Here is a 20,250-nt window from a genome sequence, read left to right on the forward strand (position 1 = left end):
ATAGCCCCCATCAGTCGATGGAGGCCGCGGTGCCCGGCACTCTACCGGCACCAAGCGAAGCCCCCGCGCCCTCACCGTAGGGGGCGCGGGGGCGGGGGCCGGATCCGGACGGCGGGCCGGGGATCAGATCCAGGTATCCAGCCACATCCGGGCGCGCCAGGAGTCCATCGGCATCGTCTGGCCCGTGTAGAGCGGGAAGAAGTAGATGAAGTTCCAGATGATCAGCAGGACGAGCGCGCCCGAGCCGACGGCGCCGATCACCCTGCGGGTCTCGCTCGCCCCCGGTGGCCCCAGCAGCGCGCCGATCATCATCGCCACCGCCAGGCACAGGAAGGGCACGAAGACGACGGCGTAGAAGGAGAAGATCGTCCGGTCCTGGTAGAGGAACCACGGCAGATAGCCCGCCGCGATCCCGCACAGGATCGCGCCCGCCCGCCAGTCGCGCCGCAGCGCCCACCGGAACAGCAGGTACAGCAGCGCGAAACAGGCCGTCCACCACAGCAGCGGGGTGCCGAGCGCCAGCACCTCGCGGGCGCACTTCTCGGCGGCGTCGGTGGGGCAGCCCTCCTGGCCGGCCCGCGGGGACTCGTAGAAGTACGAGACCGGGCGGGACTGCACCATCCAGCTCCACGGATTGGACTGGTAGACATGCGGCGAGTCCAGGTTGACGTGGAACTGGTAAACCTCGGACTCGTAGTGCCACAGGCTGCGCAGCGGGTTGAGCAGCCAGTCGAAGGCGCCGCCGGTGCCATAGCCGCCGCCGTCCGGCTTCCGCGATTCGGCCCAGTGCCGGAAGTAGCCGCTGTGCTGCCAGCCGCGCCCCCGGTCGAAGGTGCCGCTCGAGGCGAACCAGCCCGACCAGGAGGCGATGTACGTGACGATCGCCACAGGCACCAGCGAGACGAACGCCCAGCCCAGATCGCGCCGCAGCACCGCCCGGTAGGGGCGGAGGGCGCCCGCCGTACGGCGGCTGCCGACGTCCCACAGGACGGTCATCAGACCGAAGGCCGCCAGCACATACAGCCCGTTCCACTTGGTGCCGGCCGCCAGGCCCAGCAGCACCCCGGCCGCGATCCGCCACGGCCGCGCGCCCAGCTTCAGGCCCCGGGCGACCGCCGGGTCCGTCCGCGGCGTGCCGTCCTCACCGGCCGGCAGCGCCGCCGCCAGCCGGGCGCGCGCCTGGTCCCGGTCGACGAGCAGGCAGCCGAAGGCGGCCAGCACGAAGAACATCACGACCAGGTCGAGCAGGGCCGTGCGGCTCATCACGTAGTGCAGCCCGTCCACGGCCATCAGCGCGCCCGCCAGACAGCCGAGGAACGTCGACCGGAACAGCCGCCGCCCGATCCGGCACAGCATCAGCACCGAAACCGTGCCGAGCAGCGCGACCATGAAGCGCCAGCCGAACGGATGCAGCCCGAAGAGCTGCTCGCCGAGGCCGATCACCCACTTGCCCACCGGCGGGTGCACCACATACGAGGCCGCGTCGCCGAGCGGGATGTGCTGCGGGGACTCCAGGATCCGGTCGTTGGCGCCCTTTGGCCAGGTGCCCTCGTAGCCGTACTCCCAGATCGACCAGGCGTCCTTGGCGTAGTACGTCTCGTCGAATATGACGTTGTCCGGGCTGCCCAGCCGCCAGAAGCGGGTCAGCCCGGCGCACAGCGCGACCAGCAGCGGACCGCCCCAGCCGCTCCAGCGGGCGATTCTGGCCGCCGCCGAGGGGGTCGCGCCGAAGACCTCCCAGAGCCGGGTGCCCGGCTCCGCGTACGGCGGGACCAACCGCTCCCGTACGCCGGGCCGGGTCTGGCCCGCGTATCCGAAGCGGCGCAGCCGGCGCTGCCAGGCCGGCTGCTGCTGGCCGGTGGCTTTGCCCGGCTGGGCGTGGGTCGCGGTGTCACTGCTCACCGGGCCATCGTAGGGAAGGGGTCTGTGAGTGTGGTGGGGAAAGGCGGCGAACGGGGATTCGTACCCGGGGCGGCGGGCGCGCCGGGCCGCCGCGGGCGGCTGCGAGGATGGGGGGCGTGACTGGAACGCTCGTACTGGCAGGGACCCCCATCGGCGACACGGCGGACGCGCCCCCGCGGCTGGCCGCCGAACTCGCGGCCGCCGACGTGATCGCCGCCGAGGACACCCGGCGGCTGCGCCGCCTCACCCAGGCCCTGGATGTGCGCCCGGCCGCGCGGGTGGTGTCCTATTTCGAGGGCAACGAGTCGGCCCGCACGCCCGAGCTGGTCGAGTCGCTGGCCGAGGGCGCCCGGGTGCTGCTGGTCACCGACGCGGGCATGCCGTCGGTCTCCGACCCCGGCTACCGCCTGGTGGCCGCCGCCGTGGAGCGCGGGATCACCGTCACCGCCGTGCCCGGCCCGTCCGCGGTGCTCACCGCCCTGGCCGTGTCCGGGCTGCCGGTGGACCGCTTCTGCTTCGAGGGGTTCCCGCCGCGCAAGACGGGGGAGCGGCTGACCCGGCTGCGCGAGGTCGCCGACGAGCGCCGCACCCTGGTCTGGTTCGAGGCCCCGCACCGGCTGGACGACACCCTGGCGGCCATGGCCGAGGTGTTCGGCCCGGACCGCCGCGCCGCGGTGTGCCGGGAGCTGACCAAGACGTACGAGGAGGTGCGGCGCGGCCCGCTGGCGGAGCTGGCCGCCTGGGCGGCGGAGGGCGTGCGCGGCGAGATCACCATCGTGGTCGAGGGCGCCCCCGCGCCCGGCCCCGAGGAGGCGGGCCCCGCCGAGCTGGCCCGCCGGGTCGCGGTGCGCGAGGAGGCCGGTGAGCGCCGTAAGGAGGCCATCGCCGCGGTCGCGCAGGAGGCCGGGCTGCCCAAACGGCAGGTGTTCGACGCCGTGGTGGCGGCGAAGAACGCGACGGGAAGCGCGCCACGAGAAGGTAAAGCACCGTAGCGAAAGGCAAAGCTCAGGTTAGTAGCCGGGCAGCTGCGTGCCGGTTTTGGGAAGGCCGGTGCCAAATCTCGCTCAAAGAGAGGGAAGGGCCGATGCGGTAGCGCCGGGAAAGGCGTCCACTGGGTGTGGAAGACCTGGGGCGATCCCATCCCGGAAGACTTGTCCTGTGTGACAAGAGGAGCTGCCATGAGCGATATAGCGGGAACCTCGAGCGGTGCTCATCCGATAGCCGCCCACACCCCCTCCGCCGGGCCCGGCGAGGTGGCCCACGAGGCCTACGCCTTCGCCTGCATGAAGTGCGGGCACGGCTGGGAGCGGTCGTACGACATCGAACACCACGTGGACGGCGAGGGCCGGGCCTTCGTCGTCTACTTCACCGGCGGCCTGCGTGTTCCGTCCCCGCTGACGAGCCCCGACTGCGTCAACTGCGGTGCGCATCTGGTGCGGATCATGCGCTCGGGGCAGGTCTCCTCGGTCCTGGAGAGTGCGCGGCGCGGGAGGCCGCACACCGCCCGGGGCCCGGAGGCGGGCACCGGCGCGCCGGACGGGGCGGATGGAGCGGAGGCCGGGACGGGCACCGGGACGGATCACGCGCCGGAAAACGAGGGCCCCGCGCGACGCCGTGCGCACCATTGGCATCTGGCGAATCTGCTGCACCCCTTTCAGCACCACCGCGACTGAGTACGTTCCGGTTCATATGAGCTCTTTCGCCTGAGCGGGTTCACCTGGGCCGGTTCACCTGAGCCGGTTCCCATGGGCCGGTTCACTTGAGCCGGGCGCGGGGCAACTGAGCGGCCGGACGCGATTCACCGCACATTCACCGGGATTCATAGAATCGCGACCATGGCGAAAACAACATCGACCTCCGGCGGCAGCGGCAAGGCGAGCGGCGCGCAAAAGGAAAAGGACGCGCCCCCGCCGCCGCCGGAGCCCCTGCGGGTCCCGGTCGCCGATTCCCACACCCACCTGGACATGCAGCCGGGCACGGTCGAGGAGGCACTGGCCAAGGCCGCCTCGGTCGGCGTGACGACCGTCGTCCAGGTGGGATGCGATCTGGCCGGGTCCCGGTGGGCGGCCGAGACCGCGGCGGCACACGAGAGCGTCTGGGCCACTGTGGCCCTGCACCCCAACGAGGCGCCCCGCATCGTCCTCGGCGACCCGGACGGCTGGTCCCGGCAGGGGGCGCGGGAGCCCGGCGGCGACGCCGCCCTGGACGCGGCGCTCGACCAGATAGCGGCCCTCGCCGCCCTGCCCCAGGTGCGGGGCGTGGGCGAGACCGGCCTGGACTACTTCCGCACCGGCCCCGACGGCATGGCCGCCCAGGAGCGCTCGTTCCGCCGCCATATCGCCATCGCCAAGGAGCACGGCAAGGCGCTGGTCATCCACGACCGTGAGGCCCACGACGATGTGCTGCGGGTGCTCGCCGAGGAGGGCGCGCCCGACACCGTCGTCTTTCACTGCTACTCCGGCGACGCGGCCATGGCGAAGATCTGCGCCGAGCGCGGCTACCACATGTCGTTCGCGGGCAACGTCACCTTCAAGAACGCCCAGCCGCTGCGCGACGCCCTCGCCGTCGCCCCGCTCGACCTCGTCCTCGTCGAGACCGACGCGCCGTTCCTGACCCCCGTCCCCTACCGCGGACGGCCTAACGCTCCGTATCTGATTCCGCTCACCCTGCGGGCCATGGCCGAGGTCAAGGGCGTCCCGGAGGACACCCTGGCGACCGCCGTAGCGGCCAATACGGCGCGTGTCTTCGGCTATTGAGGGGGCGGTGGCGCCTCCTGAGGGGCGGTGGCGATCCAAAGCAAGTGATCACACTGCGTGATGGTGGCGCTTTGGAGAGTCACCCCCACTCCGCTACAGTCCCGGACTCAACGCCCTGACCAGTGGACTTGTGGAGTGTTACGGGAGTGTTCTTGTGAGTCGTAGGGGCAGCCACCGCGTCTCGGGCGGCCGAGCCGCCGCCCGCCGAGCCGCCCGCCGCGGCGCCGTCGGCCGGACCGACCCGATGCGCCGGCTGCTGCCGCAGGCGATGGTGGTCGCCGCGCTGGCGGGCGGCACCTCCGCCTTCGTCGCCCAGGACAAGGCCGTACGGCTCAGCATCGACGGCGACGCGCGCACCCTGCACACCTACGCCGACGACGTGGGCGAGCTGCTGGCGGACGAGGACGTCCACGTCGGCGAGCACGACATCGTCGCCCCCGCGCCCGGGGAGCGGCTCGCCAACGGCGACGAGATCGCCGTCCGCTACGGCCGCCCGGTCACCCTCACCCTCGACGGGGAGCGCCGCCGGGTGTGGACCACCGCCCACACGGTTGACGGCGCACTGCGCCAACTGGGCGTACGTGCCGAGGGCGCGTATCTCTCCGCCTCCCGCTCCGCCGCCATCACCAGCCGCGGCCTGCTCCTGCACGTGCGCACCGAGCGCACCGTCACCTTCCTCGCCGACGGGCGCGAACACACCATCCGCACCAACGCGGCCACCGTCGGCGAGGCCCTCGCCGCCACCGGGCTCACCCTGCGCGGCCAGGACACCACCTCCGTCCCCCAGGACAGCTTCCCGCGCGACGGCCAGACGGTGACGGTGATGCGGATCACCGGCGGCAAGGAGGTCCGCGACGAGCCGGTGCCCTTCACCACCGTCCGCCGCGCCGACCCCACCCTCCCCAAGGGCACCGAGCTCGTGGAACGGCCCGGCGAACCGGGCACCCTGCGCACCAGCTACCGGGTGCGCAGCGTCAACGGCGTACGGCAGCGGCCGCGGAAGCTCCGCAGCGAGATCGTCAAGCCGCCGGTGGCCCGGATCGTCCGGGTCGGCACCATGATCGTGCCCGCCCGGGTCGGCGGCCCGGCCGACGGCCTCAACTGGCGGGCGATGGCGCACTGCGAATCGGGCGGCCGGGCGGACGCGGTCGACGGCTCCGGCCGCTACGGCGGCCTCTACCAACTCGACCAGGGCACCTGGCGCGACCTCGGCGGCCACGGCCGCCCCCAGGACGCGCCCCCGGCCGAACAGACCTACCGCGCCAAGAAGCTCTACCAACAGCGCGGCACCGGCCCCTGGCCGACGTGCGGCCGCAAGCTGCATCAGTGACCCCCTAAACTTTGCCGGTGAGCTCCACCGATCCCGACGTCCTGCTCGGCCCCGCCGACATCCGCGCCCTCGCGGCACGGCTCGGCGTACGCCCGACCAAGCAGCGCGGCCAGAACTTCGTCATCGACGCCAACACGGTCCGCCGGATCGTCCGGACCGCCGGGGTGCGCCCCGAGGACGTGGTCGTCGAGGTCGGCCCCGGGCTCGGCTCGCTGACCCTCGCGCTGCTGGAGGCCGCCGACCGGGTCACCGCCGTCGAGATCGACGACGTCCTCGCCGCCGCGCTCCCCGCCACCGTCGAGGCCCGGCTGCCGCACCGCGCCGACCACTTCGCGCTGGTGCACCACGACGCCCTGCGGCTGACCGAACTGCCGGGCCCCGCCCCGACCGCCCTGGTCGCCAACCTGCCCTACAACGTCGCCGTGCCCGTGCTGCTCCATATGCTCGGGCGCTTCCCGACCATCGAGCGGACCCTGGTCATGGTCCAGTCCGAGGTCGCCGATCGCCTCGCCGCCCCGCCCGGCTCCAAGGTCTACGGCGTCCCCTCCGTGAAGGCCGCCTGGTACGCCCACGTCAAGCGCGCGGGCGCGATCGGCCGCAACGTCTTCTGGCCCGCCCCCAACGTCGACTCCGGCCTGGTCTCGCTGATACGCCGGGACGAGCCCCTGCGCACCACCGCCACCCGGGACGAGGTCTTCGCGGTCGTCGACGCGGCGTTCGCCCAGCGCCGCAAGACGCTCAGGGCGGCGCTTGCGGGTTGGGCCGGGTCTGCGGGGGCCGCGGAGGAGGCCCTGAAGGCCGCGGGGGTCTCCCCGCAGGCGCGCGGGGAATCGCTGACGGTGGAGGACTTCGCGGCGATCGCCGAACACGGCCCCGCGGCCTGACCCCGGCCTGGCCTGCGGCGGCCTCGTTCCCCACCCCACAGGCGGGACAATGGCCGCACCGGAACACCGAACCCCACCGAGGAGCCCCGTGACCCGCCCCGTGACCGCCCGTGTGCCCGCCAAGGTCAATGTCCAGCTCGCGGTCGGCGGGCTGCGCCCCGACGGGTTCCACGACCTGGCCAACGTCTTCCTCGCCGTCGGGCTCCACGACGAGGTCACGGCCACCCCCGCCGACACCCTCCGCATCACCGTCGAGGGCGCGGACGCCGGTCAGGTGCCGCTGGATCACACCAACCTGGCCGCCCGCGCCGCCGTCGCCCTCGCCGAACGGCACGGCATCGCGCCCGGTGTCCACCTCCACATCGCCAAGGACATCCCCGTCGCGGGCGGCATGGCGGGCGGCAGTGCCGATGCCGCCGGGGCGCTGCTGGCCTGCGACGCGCTGTGGGGGACGAAGGCGACCCGCGAGGAACTCCTCGACATCTGCGCCGACTTGGGCAGCGACATCCCGTTCAGCCTCGTCGGCGGCGCCGCCCTCGGCCGGGGCCGGGGCGAGCTGCTGACCCCGCTGGAGACCGGCGGCACCTTCCACTGGGTGTTCGCCGTGGCCGACGGCGGACTGTCCACCCCCGCCGTCTACCGCGAATGCGACCGGCTGCGCGAGACGTCCGGCGCGGGCGCGGGCGCCGCCGACGTCCCGGACCCCGAGCCCTCCCCGGTGCTGCTGAACGCGCTGCGCACCGGCGACGCCACCGCGCTGGCCGCCGCCGTGTCCAACGATCTGCAGCCCGCCGCGCTCTCGCTGCGCCCCGCGCTCGCCGCCACTCTGCGCGCCGGTGCGGACGCGGGCGCGCTCGCCTCCCTCGTCTCCGGCTCCGGACCGACCTGCGCCTTCCTGGCCAAGGACACCGAGGCCGCGCAGGCGGTGGCGGGCGCGCTGGCCGCCTCGGGCACCTGCCGCACGGTCCGGATCACCTCCGGTCCGGTCCCCGGGGCACGGCTCGTGGACGCCTGAGCGAAGCGCCCCGCACGGCGACTACCCTGGGGAGCCGATCGATCCGCGTAATGGAGTGTGATGGCGACCAACCTGGTCAACGTTGAATCCGTCGGCAAGGTGTACGGCACGCGTGCGCTGCTGGACGGCGTCTCCCTCGGAGTGAACGAGGGCGACCGCATCGGCGTCGTCGGCCGCAACGGCGACGGCAAGACCACGCTCATCCGGATCCTCGCCAAGCTGGAGCCCGCCGACGACGGCCGCGTCACCCACTCCGGGGATCTGCGGCTCGGCGTGCTCACCCAGCACGACTCCCTCGACCCCGAGGCCACCGTCCGCCATGAGGTGATCGGCGACCTCGCCGACCACGAGTGGGCGGGCAACGCCAAGATCCGGGATGTGCTCACCGGGCTGTTCGGCGGGCTCGACCTGGCCGGCTTCCCGCAGGGGCTCGACACCGTCATCGGTCCGCTCTCCGGCGGTGAGCGCCGCCGTATCGCGCTCGCCAAGCTGCTGATCGCCGAGCAGGACCTGATCGTTCTCGACGAGCCCACCAACCACCTCGACGTCGAGGGCATCTCCTGGCTGGCCGGGCATCTGCGCGCCCGCCGCTCGGCCCTGGTGGTGGTCACCCACGACCGCTGGTTCCTCGACCAGGTCTGCACCCGGATGTGGGACGTCCAGCGCGGCGCCGTCCATGAGTACGAGGGCGGCTACAGCGACTACGTCTTCGCCCGCGCCGAGCGCGAGCGCATCGCCGCCACCGAGGAGACCAAGCGGCAGAACCTGATGCGCAAGGAGCTCGCCTGGCTGCGCCGCGGCGCCCCCGCCCGCACCAGCAAGCCCCGCTTCCGCATCGAGGCCGCCAACGCGCTGATCGCCGATGTGCCGGCGCCGCGCGACAGCGCCGAGCTGATGCGGTTCGCGAACTCCCGGCTCGGCAAGACCGTCTTCGACCTGGAGGACGTGACCGTCACCGCCGGGCCCAAGGTGCTGCTCAAGCATCTGACCTGGCAGCTGGGGCCCGGCGACCGAATCGGCCTGGTGGGGGTGAACGGCGCGGGCAAGACCTCGCTGCTGCGCGCCCTGTCCGAGGCCGCCCGCAGTGAGGGCGAACAGCAGCCCGCCGCGGGCCGGATCACGGTCGGCAAGACCGTAAAGCTCGCGTATCTCTCCCAGGAGGTCGCCGAACTCGACCGCAACCTGCGGGTCCTGGAGGCCGTCGAGCAGGTGCGGCAGCGCGTCGACCTCGGCAAGGGCCGGGAGATGACCGCCTCTCAGCTGTGCGAGAAGTTCGGCTTCACCAAGGAGAAGCAGTGGACGCCGGTGGGCGATCTCTCCGGCGGTGAGCGGCGCCGGCTGCAGATCCTGCGGCTGCTGATGGACGAGCCCAATGTGCTCTTCCTGGACGAGCCCACCAACGACCTGGACATCGAGACCCTGACCCAGCTCGAGGACGTGCTCGACAGCTGGCCCGGCTCGCTCGTGGTCATCAGCCACGACCGCTACTTCATCGAGCGCACCACCGACCGGGTGCTCGCGCTGCTGGGCGACGCCACCCTGCGGATGCTGCCGCGCGGCGTGGACGAGTACCTGGAGCGGCGGCAGCGCGCCCTGGCCGCGGCCACCCCGGCCGCGGCGTCCGCCAAGCAGAAGCCGGACGAACAGGTCGCCCGGCAGCGGTCGGCGGCCGAGCAGCGCGCCGCGAAGAAGGAACTCCAGAAGATCGAGCGGCGGTTGGACCGGATCAGCGAGCAGGAGTCCGACCTGCATACGCGGATCGCCGAGCACGCCACGGACTTCGCCAAGGTCGCCGAGCTCGACACCCAACTGCGCGAGCTGACGGGGGAGCGGGACGATCTGGAGACCCGGTGGCTGGAGCTGGCCGACGACGCCTGAGCGGCGGAGGGGCAAGGGGCGGGCCGCCTCCGATGTGAGTGGCCTGAAAGCATCGTGTGAAGAGACTGTGCGGCCCTGGCGCGCGCCCTGGCAACGGTCGCGTCACAGGCCGGTCTCAGCTGGTCGATGACCTGGAAACCGGTCCCTATTGCGCCCCTTACGGGTGATACAAAGAACTCCCGCCTGCCTTCCGCTCAATGGCGGGGTTCCACGTCCGATTCGCTCCTTCCCGGAGGGCTTTGACCACCGGGATCGCGGGGGAGGCCGGTCGGTCGATGGGTCCCGCACCTGAAGGATTTCGCATGTCACAGCCGCCTCCGCCGCCCAACCAGCCGCCGCAGGGCGGCTTCGGGGCACCGCAGGATCCTGGTTACGGCTATCCGCAGCAGCCGCCCACGCCGCCTGGGGGCCAGCAGGGTTACGGCTATCCGCAGGCGCCCGGTCAGCCACCGCAGACCCCGCCTCCGCCCCCGGCGGCACCGCCCGCCCCGCCGCAGACGCCCCCGCCGGGCGCCGGCGGCTACGGCTACCCGGAGCAGCCGGGCGCCGGCCAGCAGCCCTACGGTCAGCCGCAGTACGGGCAGCCCCAGTACGGCCAGCAGCCTTACGGTCAGTCGCAATTCGGCCAGCAGCCTTACGGTCAGCAGCAGTACGGCCAGCCGCCGCAGCCCCAGTTCCCCGGCAGCCCCGGCCCGGGCGGCCCCGGCAGCTCCGGCCAGTCCAAGCAGCGCATGGCGATCATCGTCAGCGCCGTGGTCGCGGTCGCGCTGATCATCGGCGGCGGCATCTGGTTCGCCACCAAGGACGACGGCGGCGGCAGTGAGGCCAAGGGCAAGGACAAAGAGTCCAGCCAGGGATCTTCTTCAAGCGGTTCCACGGGCGGCGGGGACAAGCCCGCCAAGACCGTAGATGCCAAACTGCTCAACAAGGTTCCGATGCCCAAGGTCTCCGACCAGATCACCGTCGAGGGCATGTGGGTCACCGACGACACCTTCGTGAAGGCCGACGTCTACAAGATCGTCGGCTATCCGCTGAGCGGCGGCACCGCGAAGTGGACGATCCCGCTGGACGGCGCGGTCTGCTGGTCCTCCGACCACCTCACCAAGGACGGGCTGACCACGGTCCTCTACCAGGAGGCCAAGCCGTCGGCCAAGGACAAGTACCCCGGCTGCACCGAGGTCGGGCTGCTGGACCTCAAGAACGGCAAGATGCTCTGGCACCGGAACGTCAAGGAGGGTGACGAGAAGGTCCGCTTCGACGAGGTCACCCTCGGCGGCGGCACCGTGGCCGCGGGCGGCACCAGCGGCGGCGCCGCCTGGTCCACCTCGGGCCAGGCGCTGTGGAAGCCGAAGTCCGGCGAGCAGTGCTCGGACGACGGCTACGCGGGCGGCGAGGACAAGCTGGTCGCGGTGCGCCGCTGCGGCGACTACGACAACCCGCAGATCCAGGTCCAGACGCTGAACCCGAAGACGGGCGCGGTGAAGTCGGCCTACAAGGTCTCGCAGGGCATCGACTACGTCCACGTCGCCTCCACCGACCCGCTGGTCATCGGCCTCGACGCCGGTGACTCGACCGGCTCGGCGGTCTCGGACTTCCTGTCCGTCGACGACAGCGCCAAGACCGGCAAGGTGCTCGGCAAGATCGGCACCGAGAACGGCAAGTACGACGCCAAGTGCGAGTCGACCAACGTCGAGGGCTGCCGGAAGTTCGCCATCTCCAAGTCGGCCAACACCCTCTTCCTCGGCTCCGAGGACCGCACCGACTCCTCCGCCGCGACGGCCAACGAGATCGTGGCGTTCAGCCTGGCCAACGGCAAGCCGATCGGGAAGACGGACGGGGTCAAGGGCGCCGCGCTCACCCCGCTCGGGCTCGACGAGAACGGCTCGGTCCTCGCCTACCAGGAGAGCACCTGGGAGGCCGGCGGCGCGGTCTGGCAGATCGACCCCAAGTCGTACGCCAAGACCAAGCTGCTGCAGAACCCCGTCGCCTCCCATGAGGTGGAGTCGAAGTTCAGCCCCAGCTACTCGGAGATCATCTACTCCGGGAAGCACCTGTTCATGAGCGACGTCTACGCCACCAAGCCCTCGGGCACCTACGACAAGGACGACCCGCTGGCGATCATCTTCGGCGCGAGCTGACCCCTTCGGCGTCCGCCCCGCTCCCGGCGGCCCCGCCCGTACCCACCGTACGGGCGGGCCGCCGCTTTTCGCCCCGGCGGAGCGCCGGGGCACACGCCCGCGCGGAACCCGGCCGCATCGGTCCGATTCAGACGTCAACCGGACCTCAAGTAGGCACTAATGGCCGGGATTTCGGCATTCCGGGGGGCTTCTGCCCGGTAAGGGGCGCGCAACGTCGAACAAGCGTGTAGCTTTCCCCCCTGAGCGAATGGGGGGAGCTCATGGGCGTGCGACTCATGGTGGTCGATGACCACCGTCTGCTCGCGGAGGCGCTCGCCTCGGCGCTGAAGCTGCGCGGGCACCGGGTGCTCGCCGCGGCGGCACCGAGCGCGGGCGCGGCGGACCTGGTGGTGAGCCGGGCACCGGAGGTGTGCCTGCTGGGCACGGCGTCACCCGCCGAACCAGGGGTGTTCGACCCGGTGGTGCAGATCAAGAAGGAGCGGCCGCAGGTCGCGGTCGTGGTGCTCGGCCCGGTGCCGAGCCCGCGCGGCATAGCCGCCGCCTTCGCCGCCGGCGCGTCCGGCTATGTGCGCCACGACGAGCGGATCGAGGGCGTCGAGCGCGCCATGATGAAGGCGCGCGCCGGCGAGGCTGCCGTGGCGCCCCAGCTTCTCCAGGGAGCGTTCGCGGAGCTGCTCAACCCCGCCGCCCAGCCCGACGACGAGGGGGCCCGGCTGCTGCGCATGCTGACCCCGCGCGAGGTGGAGGTGCTGGTGCGGGTCGCCGAGGGCGAGGACACCCGGCTGATCGCGGCGGGCATGGGGATCGCCCCCAGCACGGCCCGCACCCATGTGCAGCGGGTGCTGATGAAGCTCGGGGTGGGCTCACGGCTGGAGGCGGCGGCCCTGGCGGCGCGCACCGGGCTGCTGGACCGCGCGGCGTCCCGCCGGATCGCGTCGCCCGCGCCGCAGTCGCCTTCGCTCCAGCCGCCCTCGCCCAAGCCGCCCGCGTCGGCGCCGTAGCCCGCGTCGGCGGGTTGGCAGCCCCGCGGGCTGGTTCGCGGTGGCCCGGGCCCCCGCGGCTCGGCGCGCGGCGTCCCGCGCCGCTCAGCCCTCTCCGGTTCCGGGTCCTCCGGCTCCGGGCCCTCCGGGCCCTGCCTCGGTCCCGGCCCCCGGCCCGCCCTCCGGCCCGCCCTCCGGCCCGCCCTCCGGCCCGGCCTCCGGCTTGGGCGCGGCCCCCGGGGCGGACAGCGGCCTGAGCTTCATCCACAGCAGGAAGAGCAGGCCGACCGCGAGCATGCACCATCCGGTCCAGAGGTTGATGTTGATGCCCGATGCCTTCTTCACATCCGCGTCCGAGGCGGTGAACCCGGCGATGAGGACGATGATCGCGTAGATCACGAACAGCCCGCCGATGATCCGCCGCACATCGAACAGCCGCGCCGCGGTCGCCGACCTCTGCTCCAGCTCCTCGACCTCGGACCGGTATTCGTACTCCTCACTCATGGCGTGGGCTCCTTATCCGCCGGAGGGTCACAGGGAGAACGGGATGTAGCACAGGGCCGCGAGGATCAGCGCGCCCCAGCCCAGCACGGCCGGGCGGCGATACCACGCCTCGTCGCCCGGCGCCGGCGGCTCGGCCACACCCGGCGCGGTGGTCCCGTAGACCAGTCCGGCCAGCGACTCCACCGGCTTGGGCTTGGTGAACGGGGTCACCGCGATCATCACCACCCCGCCGACCACGAACGCCACGATGGCGGAGACGAAGTTGGCGCCCTGGTCGCTGGGGATGGAGATGACACCGTCCCGGTAGAGCCAGAAGTAGTTGATCATCGCGGCCACGGTGCCGCAGAGCAGCCCCCAGAACCCGGCCTGGGAGGTGGCCCGCTTCCAGAACATCCCGATGATGAAGACGCAGAAGAGTGGCACGTTGAAGAACGAGAACAGCGTCTGGAGGTAGTTCATGATGTTGCTGAACGAGGAGGCGATGAAGGCCGTCCCCATACCGGCCAGCACGCCGATCGCCGTCACCACCCGCCCGGTCAGCAGGTAGTACCCGTCCGGCCGGTCCTTCCTGACGTACGCCCGCCAGATGTCGTGGGTGAAGACCGTGTTGAAGGACGACACATTGGCCGCCATGCCCGCCATGAAGGCGGCCAGCAGCCCGGTCACCGCGAGCCCCAGCACCCCGTTCGGCAGCAGCTCGCTCATCAGCAGCGGAATCGCGTCGTTGTACTGCAGACCGCTCGTCTTCGAGCCGATCTCCGGATCCATGACCAGCGAGATCAGCCCCGGAACCACCACGATCAGCGGGATGAACATCTTGGGAAACGCGGCGATCAGCGGGGTGCGCTGGGCGGCCGAGAGGTTCCTGGCCGACAGGGCGCGCTGCACCTCGGCGAAGTTGGTCGTCCAGTAGCCGAAGCTCAGGCAGAAGCCGAGGCCCAGCACGATGGTGAGCCAGTTGGCCCCCAGTGGGTTGGCGGAGCCGATGCCGGTGCCGCCCCAGGCGGAGACGAAATTGGGGCCGTGGGAGTCCACCAGTGAGTCCTTGAGCCCCCCGAAGCCGCCGATCCGCCGCAGGCCGACCACGGTGAGCGGGATGAGGGCGGCCAGGATCACGAAGAACTGCAGCACCTCGTTGTAGATCGCCGAGGAGAGCCCGCCGAGGGTGATGTACGCGAGCACGAAGAGCCCCGCGACCACGATGGCCACCCACTGCGGCCAGCCCAGCAGCGCCTCCACCACGATCGCCATCGCGTAGAGGTTCACGCCCGCGATCAGTACGGACGCGATCGAGAAGATGATCGAGCTGAGCAGATGCGAGGACGGTCCGTAGCGGTGCAGCAGGAACTCGGGGACGGACCGTACCTTGGAACCGTAGTAGAACGGCATCATCACCAGGCCGAGGAAGACCATGGCCGGAATCGCCCCGACCCAGTACCAGTGCACGGTGTACACCCCGTACTGCGCGCCGTTGGCGGCCATCCCCAGGATCTCCAGGGCGCCCAGATTCGCGGCGACGAAGGCCAGGCCGGTGACCCACGCGGGCAGTGACCGGCCGGAGAGAAAGAAGTCGAGGCTGGTCTTGACGCTCGCTCTGGCGGCGAATCCCACGCCGAGGACGACGACGAAGTAGAGGATCAGGATCGTGTAATCGAGTGCGTTGGTGGGAAGCCGGAGCCCTTCGGCCAGATAGCGCATGGTCTCGCCTCATCGCCTGAACGGAATGCACCAGAAACGTTCGGTGAACGTATCCGAATTCTTGTGGTTTGTCCGAGCGCCTTCACCGTGCATTGACGCCGCTGTTGGCTTGTGGTTCATTATGTTGAGTTGTGTTGGGTGCACCTGACAGGAGCTGGCGGAGTGAAGAAGACGGCGACGCGGCTTGCGGACGGACGCGAGCTGATCTATTACGACGCGCGCGACGACGCGGTGCGCGACGCCGTCGACCAGCGGCCGCTCGACCCCATCGCGACCCGCTCGGAGATCCGGCACGACCGCCTCCTCGGCGACCGGGTGGCGATCGCCTCCCACCGCCAGGCCCGCACCTACCACCCGCCGGCCGACGAATGCCCGCTGTGCCCCTCCCGCGAGGGGCGGCACAGCGAGATCCCCGCCTCCGGCTATGACGTCGCGGTCTTCGAGAACCGCTTCCCGTCGCTGGCCGGGGACTCGGGCCGGTGCGAGGTCGTGTGCTTCACCTCCGACCACGACGCCTCCTTCGCCGACCTCGACGCCGCACAGGCCGCTCTGGTGCTCGACGCCTGGACCGACCGCACCGCCGAGCTGGCCCAACACCCCGCCGTCGAGCAGGTCTTCTGCTTCGAGAACCGCGGTAAGGAGATCGGCGTCACCCTCGGCCATCCGCACGGCCAGATCTACGGGTATCCCTTTGTGACCCCTCGTACACAGCTGATGCTCCGTTCGCTCGCCGAGCACCGTGTGGCCACCGGTCGGAATCTGTTCGATGATGTGGTCGCCGACGAGCTGGCCGACGGGCGCCGGGTGGTGCTCGACGGCGAGCACTGGGTCGCGTTCGTCCCCTACGCCGCCCACTGGCCGTACGAGGTACACCTCTACCCCAAGCGGCGGGTCCCGGACCTGCCGGCGCTGGACGAGGCCGCGCGCACAGAGTTTCCACAGATGTATCTGGAACTCTTGAAGCGCTTCGACCGGATTTTCGGGGAGGGTGAGCCGCCCACGCCCTACATCTCCGCCTGGCACCAGGCGCCGTACCGCATGACCGACCGTGGTGAATTCGCGCTTCACCTCGAGCTTTTCACCATCCGCCGCACTTCCGGCAAGCTGAAGTTTCTCGCGGGTTCCGAATCCGGCATGAATGTGTTCATCAACGATGTGCCGCCGGAGGCCGCGGCCGAGCGACTGCGAGAGGTAGCGAGCAAGTGAGCAATGCGCAGCAGAAGAAGTACCTGGTCACCGGCGGCGCCGGCTATGTCGGCAGCGTGGTCGCGGCGCATCTGCTCGAAGCCGGTCACCGGGTGACGGTGCTGGACGACCTGTCCACCGGGCACCGGGAGGGGGTCCCCGAGGGCGCGGAGTTCATCGAGGGCCGCATCCAGGACGCCGGCAAGTGGCTCGACCCCACCTTCGACGGCGTGCTGCACTTCGCGGCGTTCTCCCAGGTCGGCGAGTCCGTCGTCAACCCCGAGAAGTACTGGGTCAACAATGTGGGAGGCACCACCGAGCTGCTCGCCGCGATGCGCGACGCAGGCGTGCGCACCCTCGTCTTCTCCTCCACCGCCGCCACCTACGGCGAGCCCGACCAGGTCCCGATCACCGAGGACCTGCCGACCGCGCCCACCAACCCCTACGGCGCCAGCAAGCTCGCCGTCGACCACATGATCAGCGGTGAATGCGCCGCCCACGGGCTGGCCGCGGTCTCCCTGCGCTACTTCAACGTCGCCGGCGCCTACGGGGCCTACGGCGAGCGCCACGACCCCGAGTCCCACCTCATCCCCCTGGTGCTCCAGGTCGCCCAGGGCCGGCGCGAGGCCATCTCGGTCTTCGGCGAGGACTACCCCACCCCCGACGGCACCTGCGTCCGCGACTACATCCACGTCGCCGACCTCGCCGACGCCCATCTGCTCGCCCTCGGCGCCGCGGCCTCCGGCGAGCACCTGATCTGCAACCTCGGCAACGGCAACGGCTTCTCCGTCCGCGAGGTCATCGAGACGGTGCGCCAGGTCACCGGCCACCCCATCCCGGAGATCGCCGCCCCGCGCCGCGGCGGCGACCCGGCGGTCCTGGTGGCCTCCGCCGAGCGCGCCAAGGAGCGCCTGGGCTGGCGCCCGACCCGCGCCGACCTGGCCGGAATCGTCGCGGACGCATGGGAGTTCGCGCAGCGGAGGGAGAGTCAGTGACGGACGAGCACGGCCCCGGGCGGGCCACGGCGGGGTTCCACGAGGTCTACGGCACCGACCCGGGCGGCGTCTGGGCGGCGCCGGGCCGGGTCAATCTGATCGGTGAGCACACCGACTACAACGACGGCTTCGTCATGCCGCTCGCCCTGCCCCACACCTGCCTGGCCGCCGCCACCCCGCGCACCGACGGGGTGCTGCGGCTCCACTCGGGCGACGCCCCGGGCGGAATCGTCGAGCTGCGGGTCGAGGAGCTGGCGCCGGTCGCGGGCGGGGCCGGCGGCGGCGACCGCGGCGGCTGGGCGGCCTATCCGGCCGGAGTGGTCTGGGCGCTGCGCGACGCGGGGCTTCTGACGGGCGCGGCCGGCGGCGCGGACCTGCACTTCGAGTCCACCGTGCCCACTGGCGCCGGGCTGTCGTCGTCCGCCGCGCTGGAGGTGGTCACGGCCACCGCGCTGAGCGATCTGTACGGACTGGGGCTCACCCCGCGGCGCATCGCCCAGCTGTGCCAGCGCGCCGAGAACGTCTTCGTCGGCGTGCCCTGCGGGATCATGGACCAGATGGCGTCCGCGTGCTGCACCGAGGGACACGCCCTGTTCCTGGACGCCCGTGATCTCACCCAGCGCCAGGTGCCGTTCGACCTGGCGGCCGAGGGGCTGCGGCTGCTGGTGGTGGACACCCGCGTCAAGCACGAGCTGGGCGACGGCGCCTACGCGAACCGGCGGGCCGCCTGCGAGGCGGCCGCCGAGGCGCTCGGGGTGCCAGCGCTGCGCGATGTGCCCTTCGACGGGCTGGAGGCGACGCTCGCCCAGCTGGAGCGGCTGGGCTACGACGCGACCATCCGGCGGCGGGTGCGCCATGTGGTGACCGAGGACCGCAGGGTCGAGGAGGTCATCGAGCTGCTCGACGCGGGGGACACGCGGCGTATCGGACCGGTGCTGACCGCCGGGCACGCCTCCTGCCGCGACGACTTCGAGATCTCCTGTGCCGAGCTCGACCTCGTCGTGGAGTCGGCGAACGCGGCGGGTGCGCTCGGGGCGCGGATGACCGGCGGCGGCTTCGGCGGCTCGGCCATCGTGCTGGTGGCGGAGGCCGACGCGGAGGCGGTGGGCAAGGCGGTGACCGAGGCATTCGGCGCGGCCGGCCACGGGGCTCCGCGGATCTTCCCGGCGGTGCCCAGCGCGGGAGCGCGACGGCTGTAGCCGGGGCGGGGGCGACGGCTTTAGCGGGGGGCCGGGGGTGCGACGGCTGTAGCCGGCCGTCGCCACCGGCCCCTTGATCACGTCTCGGATCGTTCTCGGTAAATCTTCGCGGCTCGTGGATCACTCAGTCCCCAAGAGCGAACAAGAAACACACAGTGAACAGCCGAGAACAGTCAGTTTCGCTAATCCGCTTCCTATATGAGACCACGGCCTTACTCTGAGTACAGCGTCGGTGGGGGCCGACGCCCATCAGGGGGCGAGACAGTCAGGTACGACGCCCGGGGCGGGGTAGCAATCACAGCACGGCGGCGGCCGTGCGGGTTGCGGTGACCTTGCGCCGGGCGCCGTACCCGCACTGTTTCTCGGTGTATCCGGAATCTTCATCCGGCGACTGGGGGGTTGTCCGTGGCACGTATTCGGGTTCTCGTGGTTGACGACCATCGTATTTTCGCCGAGTCACTGGCCGCCGCCCTCGCGGCGGAACAGGACGTGGACGTGGCGGCGGCCGGCAGCGGCCCGGCGGCGCTGCGCTGTCTGGAGCGCGCCGCGGCGGAGGGGCGCCGCTTCGACATTCTGCTGGTCGACGCCGATCTGGGCACGGCCGCCGAGGGTGCGGGCCCACCGCTCCCGGTGCCGGCCGAGGTGGCCTACGGCGGGGCGAACGGCACGCCGCACAACGGCATCCACGGCGGGCCGCACAGCGGCCCCGCCCGGGTGGTGAACGGCCGGGCGGCCGACGGCATATGGCTCGTCGGCGCGGTCCGCTCCACCCAGCCGGGGGTGCGCACCGTGGTGCTGGCCGAGCGCGACGACCCGCGCCGCGCGGCGGTGGCGCTGCAGGCCGGGGCGTCCGGCTGGGTCGCCAAGGACTGCTCGCTGGTCCGGCTGCTCGCGGTCATCCGGGGGGTGCTCCGGGAGGAGACCCATCTGCCGCCCGCTCTGCTCACCGGCGTCCTGCGGGAGTTGACGGCCGCCCGTAAGCACCGCACCGAAAGCGAGCGCCTGGTCGAGTCGCTGACGCCGCGTGAGCGGGAGGTGCTGCGCTGCATGGTGGCCGGGCTCGGCCGCAAGGCCGTCGCCGAGCGGCTCTTCCTCTCCCCGCACACCGTCCGCACCCATATGCAGAATGTGCTGGGCAAGCTGGGTGTGCACTCCACGCTGGCGGCCGTGGCGCTGGCCCGGCGCGCCGGGGTGGGCCCGGTCGACCTAGCCGGGGAGATTGTCGAACGGGGCGGTCAACTGGCGTAGCAGCGCGGCCAGTTCGGCGCGCTGGGCCTGTGAGAGCTCGGCCAGGATGGCGTGCTCATGGTCCAGCAGCCCGGCCAGTGCCTGATCGGCGCGGTCACGCCCCTCGGCGGTCAGCCGGACCAGCACACCGCGCCGGTCACTCGGGTCGGGCCCCCGCTCGACCAGCCCCTTCTTGGCGAGCCGGTCGATGCGGTTGGTCATGGTGCCCGAGGTGACCAGGGTCTGGGTCAGCAGCTGCCCGGGGGAGAGCTGATACGGGGGCCCGGCCCGGCGCAGCGAGGTCAGGACGTCGAACTCCCAGGGCTCCAGATTGTGCTCGGCGAAGGCGATCCGCCGCGCCCGGTCCAGATGGCGGGCTAGCCGGCTGACCCGGCTGAGCACTTCCAGCGGTTCCACATCGAGGTCGGGGCGTTCCCGCCGCCACGCCGCGACCAGCCGATCGACCTCGTCCTCCATGGCGATCAGTGTAGTGGGTCTGTCGACATGAAGTCTCTTGACATCAAGAGATATCGTGGGCAACGGTAGGACACCGGGACGC

General features: G+C 71.7%; 17 protein-coding genes. 13 read left to right on the forward strand and 4 right to left on the reverse strand.

The window, feature by feature from the left end; genetic code table 11:
* Positions 1-123: 123 nt before the first annotated feature.
* Entirely contained in the window at positions 124-1,902 is a 1,779-nt protein-coding gene (locus BLV72_RS21255) for a dolichyl-phosphate-mannose--protein mannosyltransferase (RefSeq protein ID WP_093464130.1), read from the reverse strand.
* 116 nt (positions 1,903-2,018) lie between these two features.
* Between BLV72_RS21255 and rsmI the strand changes: the two genes are divergently transcribed.
* The 9 genes from rsmI (at position 2,019) to BLV72_RS21300 (ending at position 12,904) form a co-directional block, all read left to right on the forward strand.
* Complete coding sequence (rsmI, locus tag BLV72_RS21260; RefSeq protein ID WP_093464131.1) at positions 2,019-2,894, forward strand: 16S rRNA (cytidine(1402)-2'-O)-methyltransferase; 876 nt, start codon at positions 2,019-2,021, stop codon at positions 2,892-2,894.
* A 186-nt stretch (positions 2,895-3,080) separates the two neighbouring features.
* Entirely contained in the window at positions 3,081-3,575 is a 495-nt protein-coding gene (locus BLV72_RS21265) for a hypothetical protein (protein ID WP_093464133.1), read from the forward strand.
* A gap of 162 nt (positions 3,576-3,737) precedes the next feature.
* On the forward strand, positions 3,738-4,658 hold the full coding sequence (locus tag BLV72_RS21270; protein WP_093464134.1) for a TatD family hydrolase: 921 nt from the start codon (positions 3,738-3,740) through the stop codon (positions 4,656-4,658).
* Between the two features lie 130 nt (positions 4,659-4,788).
* Positions 4,789-5,988 carry a resuscitation-promoting factor gene (locus BLV72_RS21275; RefSeq protein ID WP_244320892.1) on the forward strand — a complete coding sequence of 400 codons (1,200 nt, stop codon included), beginning with the start codon at positions 4,789-4,791 and terminating at the stop codon, positions 5,986-5,988.
* Positions 5,989-6,005: 17 nt separating this feature from the next.
* The gene (rsmA, locus tag BLV72_RS21280) at positions 6,006-6,872 is read left to right on the forward strand and encodes a 16S rRNA (adenine(1518)-N(6)/adenine(1519)-N(6))-dimethyltransferase RsmA (protein WP_059144775.1); all 867 of its coding nucleotides are present in this window, start codon (positions 6,006-6,008) and stop codon (positions 6,870-6,872) included.
* An 88-nt stretch (positions 6,873-6,960) separates the two neighbouring features.
* Entirely contained in the window at positions 6,961-7,887 is a 927-nt protein-coding gene (locus tag BLV72_RS21285) for a 4-(cytidine 5'-diphospho)-2-C-methyl-D-erythritol kinase (RefSeq protein ID WP_244320894.1), read from the forward strand.
* Between the two features lie 60 nt (positions 7,888-7,947).
* Positions 7,948-9,765: an ABC-F family ATP-binding cassette domain-containing protein gene (locus tag BLV72_RS21290; protein ID WP_093464139.1), complete on the forward strand. Its 1,818-nt coding sequence runs from the start codon at positions 7,948-7,950 to the stop codon at positions 9,763-9,765.
* A 302-nt stretch (positions 9,766-10,067) separates the two neighbouring features.
* Positions 10,068-11,903: a hypothetical protein gene (locus BLV72_RS21295; RefSeq protein ID WP_093464140.1), complete on the forward strand. Its 1,836-nt coding sequence runs from the start codon at positions 10,068-10,070 to the stop codon at positions 11,901-11,903.
* A 260-nt stretch (positions 11,904-12,163) separates the two neighbouring features.
* Complete coding sequence (locus BLV72_RS21300; protein ID WP_093464142.1) at positions 12,164-12,904, forward strand: response regulator transcription factor; 741 nt, start codon at positions 12,164-12,166, stop codon at positions 12,902-12,904.
* An 84-nt stretch (positions 12,905-12,988) separates the two neighbouring features.
* Here the strand turns inward: BLV72_RS21300 and BLV72_RS21305 are convergent, their stop codons facing one another.
* Both BLV72_RS21305 and BLV72_RS21310 read right to left on the reverse strand, forming a co-directional pair.
* Entirely contained in the window at positions 12,989-13,387 is a 399-nt protein-coding gene (locus tag BLV72_RS21305) for a hypothetical protein (protein ID WP_093464144.1), read from the reverse strand.
* A gap of 27 nt (positions 13,388-13,414) precedes the next feature.
* Positions 13,415-15,085, reverse strand: a complete 1,671-nt coding sequence (locus BLV72_RS21310; RefSeq protein WP_093464145.1) for a sodium:solute symporter family protein — start codon at positions 15,083-15,085, stop codon at positions 13,415-13,417.
* 162 nt (positions 15,086-15,247) lie between these two features.
* Here BLV72_RS21310 and galT point away from each other — a divergent pair, with 162 nt between their 5' ends.
* From galT to BLV72_RS21330, 4 genes are all read left to right on the forward strand, one after another.
* Complete coding sequence (galT, locus tag BLV72_RS21315) at positions 15,248-16,291, forward strand: galactose-1-phosphate uridylyltransferase (protein WP_093464147.1); 1,044 nt, start codon at positions 15,248-15,250, stop codon at positions 16,289-16,291.
* Positions 16,288-17,265, forward strand: a complete 978-nt coding sequence (gene galE / locus BLV72_RS21320; protein ID WP_093464148.1) for a UDP-glucose 4-epimerase GalE — start codon at positions 16,288-16,290, stop codon at positions 17,263-17,265. Before galT ends, galE begins: the two co-directional genes overlap by 4 nt.
* Positions 17,232-18,464 carry a galactokinase gene (gene galK, locus BLV72_RS21325; RefSeq protein WP_093464150.1) on the forward strand — a complete coding sequence of 411 codons (1,233 nt, stop codon included), beginning with the start codon at positions 17,232-17,234 and terminating at the stop codon, positions 18,462-18,464. Before galE ends, galK begins: the two co-directional genes overlap by 34 nt.
* 405 nt (positions 18,465-18,869) lie before the next feature.
* Entirely contained in the window at positions 18,870-19,712 is an 843-nt protein-coding gene (locus tag BLV72_RS21330; RefSeq protein ID WP_093470468.1) for a response regulator transcription factor, read from the forward strand.
* On the opposite strand, the gene BLV72_RS21335 is transcribed toward BLV72_RS21330, so the two are convergent.
* Entirely contained in the window at positions 19,671-20,168 is a 498-nt protein-coding gene (locus BLV72_RS21335) for a MarR family winged helix-turn-helix transcriptional regulator (protein ID WP_014054422.1), read from the reverse strand. The two genes, BLV72_RS21330 and BLV72_RS21335, sit on opposite strands and share 42 nt — an antisense overlap.
* Positions 20,169-20,250: the final 82 nt, after the last annotated feature.

Origin of the sequence: Streptomyces melanosporofaciens, from assembly GCF_900105695.1 — a bacterium.
GTDB lineage: Bacteria > Actinomycetota > Actinomycetes > Streptomycetales > Streptomycetaceae > Streptomyces > Streptomyces antimycoticus.

What these genes read in the sequence shown, in the direction of transcription:
- BLV72_RS21265 (WP_093464133.1), top strand. Translation starts at nt 3,081, where the DNA reads ATGAGCGATATAGCGGGAACCTCGAGCGGTGCTCATCCGATAGCCGCC.
- BLV72_RS21270 (WP_093464134.1), top strand. Translation starts at nt 3,738, where the DNA reads ATGGCGAAAACAACATCGACCTCCGGCGGCAGCGGCAAGGCGAGCGGC.
- BLV72_RS21290 (WP_093464139.1), top strand. Translation starts at nt 7,948, where the DNA reads ATGGCGACCAACCTGGTCAACGTTGAATCCGTCGGCAAGGTGTACGGC.
- BLV72_RS21295 (WP_093464140.1), top strand. Translation starts at nt 10,068, where the DNA reads ATGTCACAGCCGCCTCCGCCGCCCAACCAGCCGCCGCAGGGCGGCTTC.
- BLV72_RS21300 (WP_093464142.1), top strand. Translation starts at nt 12,164, where the DNA reads ATGGGCGTGCGACTCATGGTGGTCGATGACCACCGTCTGCTCGCGGAG.
- BLV72_RS21305 (WP_093464144.1), bottom strand. Translation starts at nt 13,387, where the DNA reads ATGAGTGAGGAGTACGAATACCGGTCCGAGGTCGAGGAGCTGGAGCAG.
- BLV72_RS21310 (WP_093464145.1), bottom strand. Translation starts at nt 15,085, where the DNA reads ATGCGCTATCTGGCCGAAGGGCTCCGGCTTCCCACCAACGCACTCGAT.
- galK (WP_093464150.1), top strand. Translation starts at nt 17,232, where the DNA reads ATGGGAGTTCGCGCAGCGGAGGGAGAGTCAGTGACGGACGAGCACGGC.
- BLV72_RS21335 (WP_014054422.1), bottom strand. Translation starts at nt 20,168, where the DNA reads ATGGAGGACGAGGTCGATCGGCTGGTCGCGGCGTGGCGGCGGGAACGC.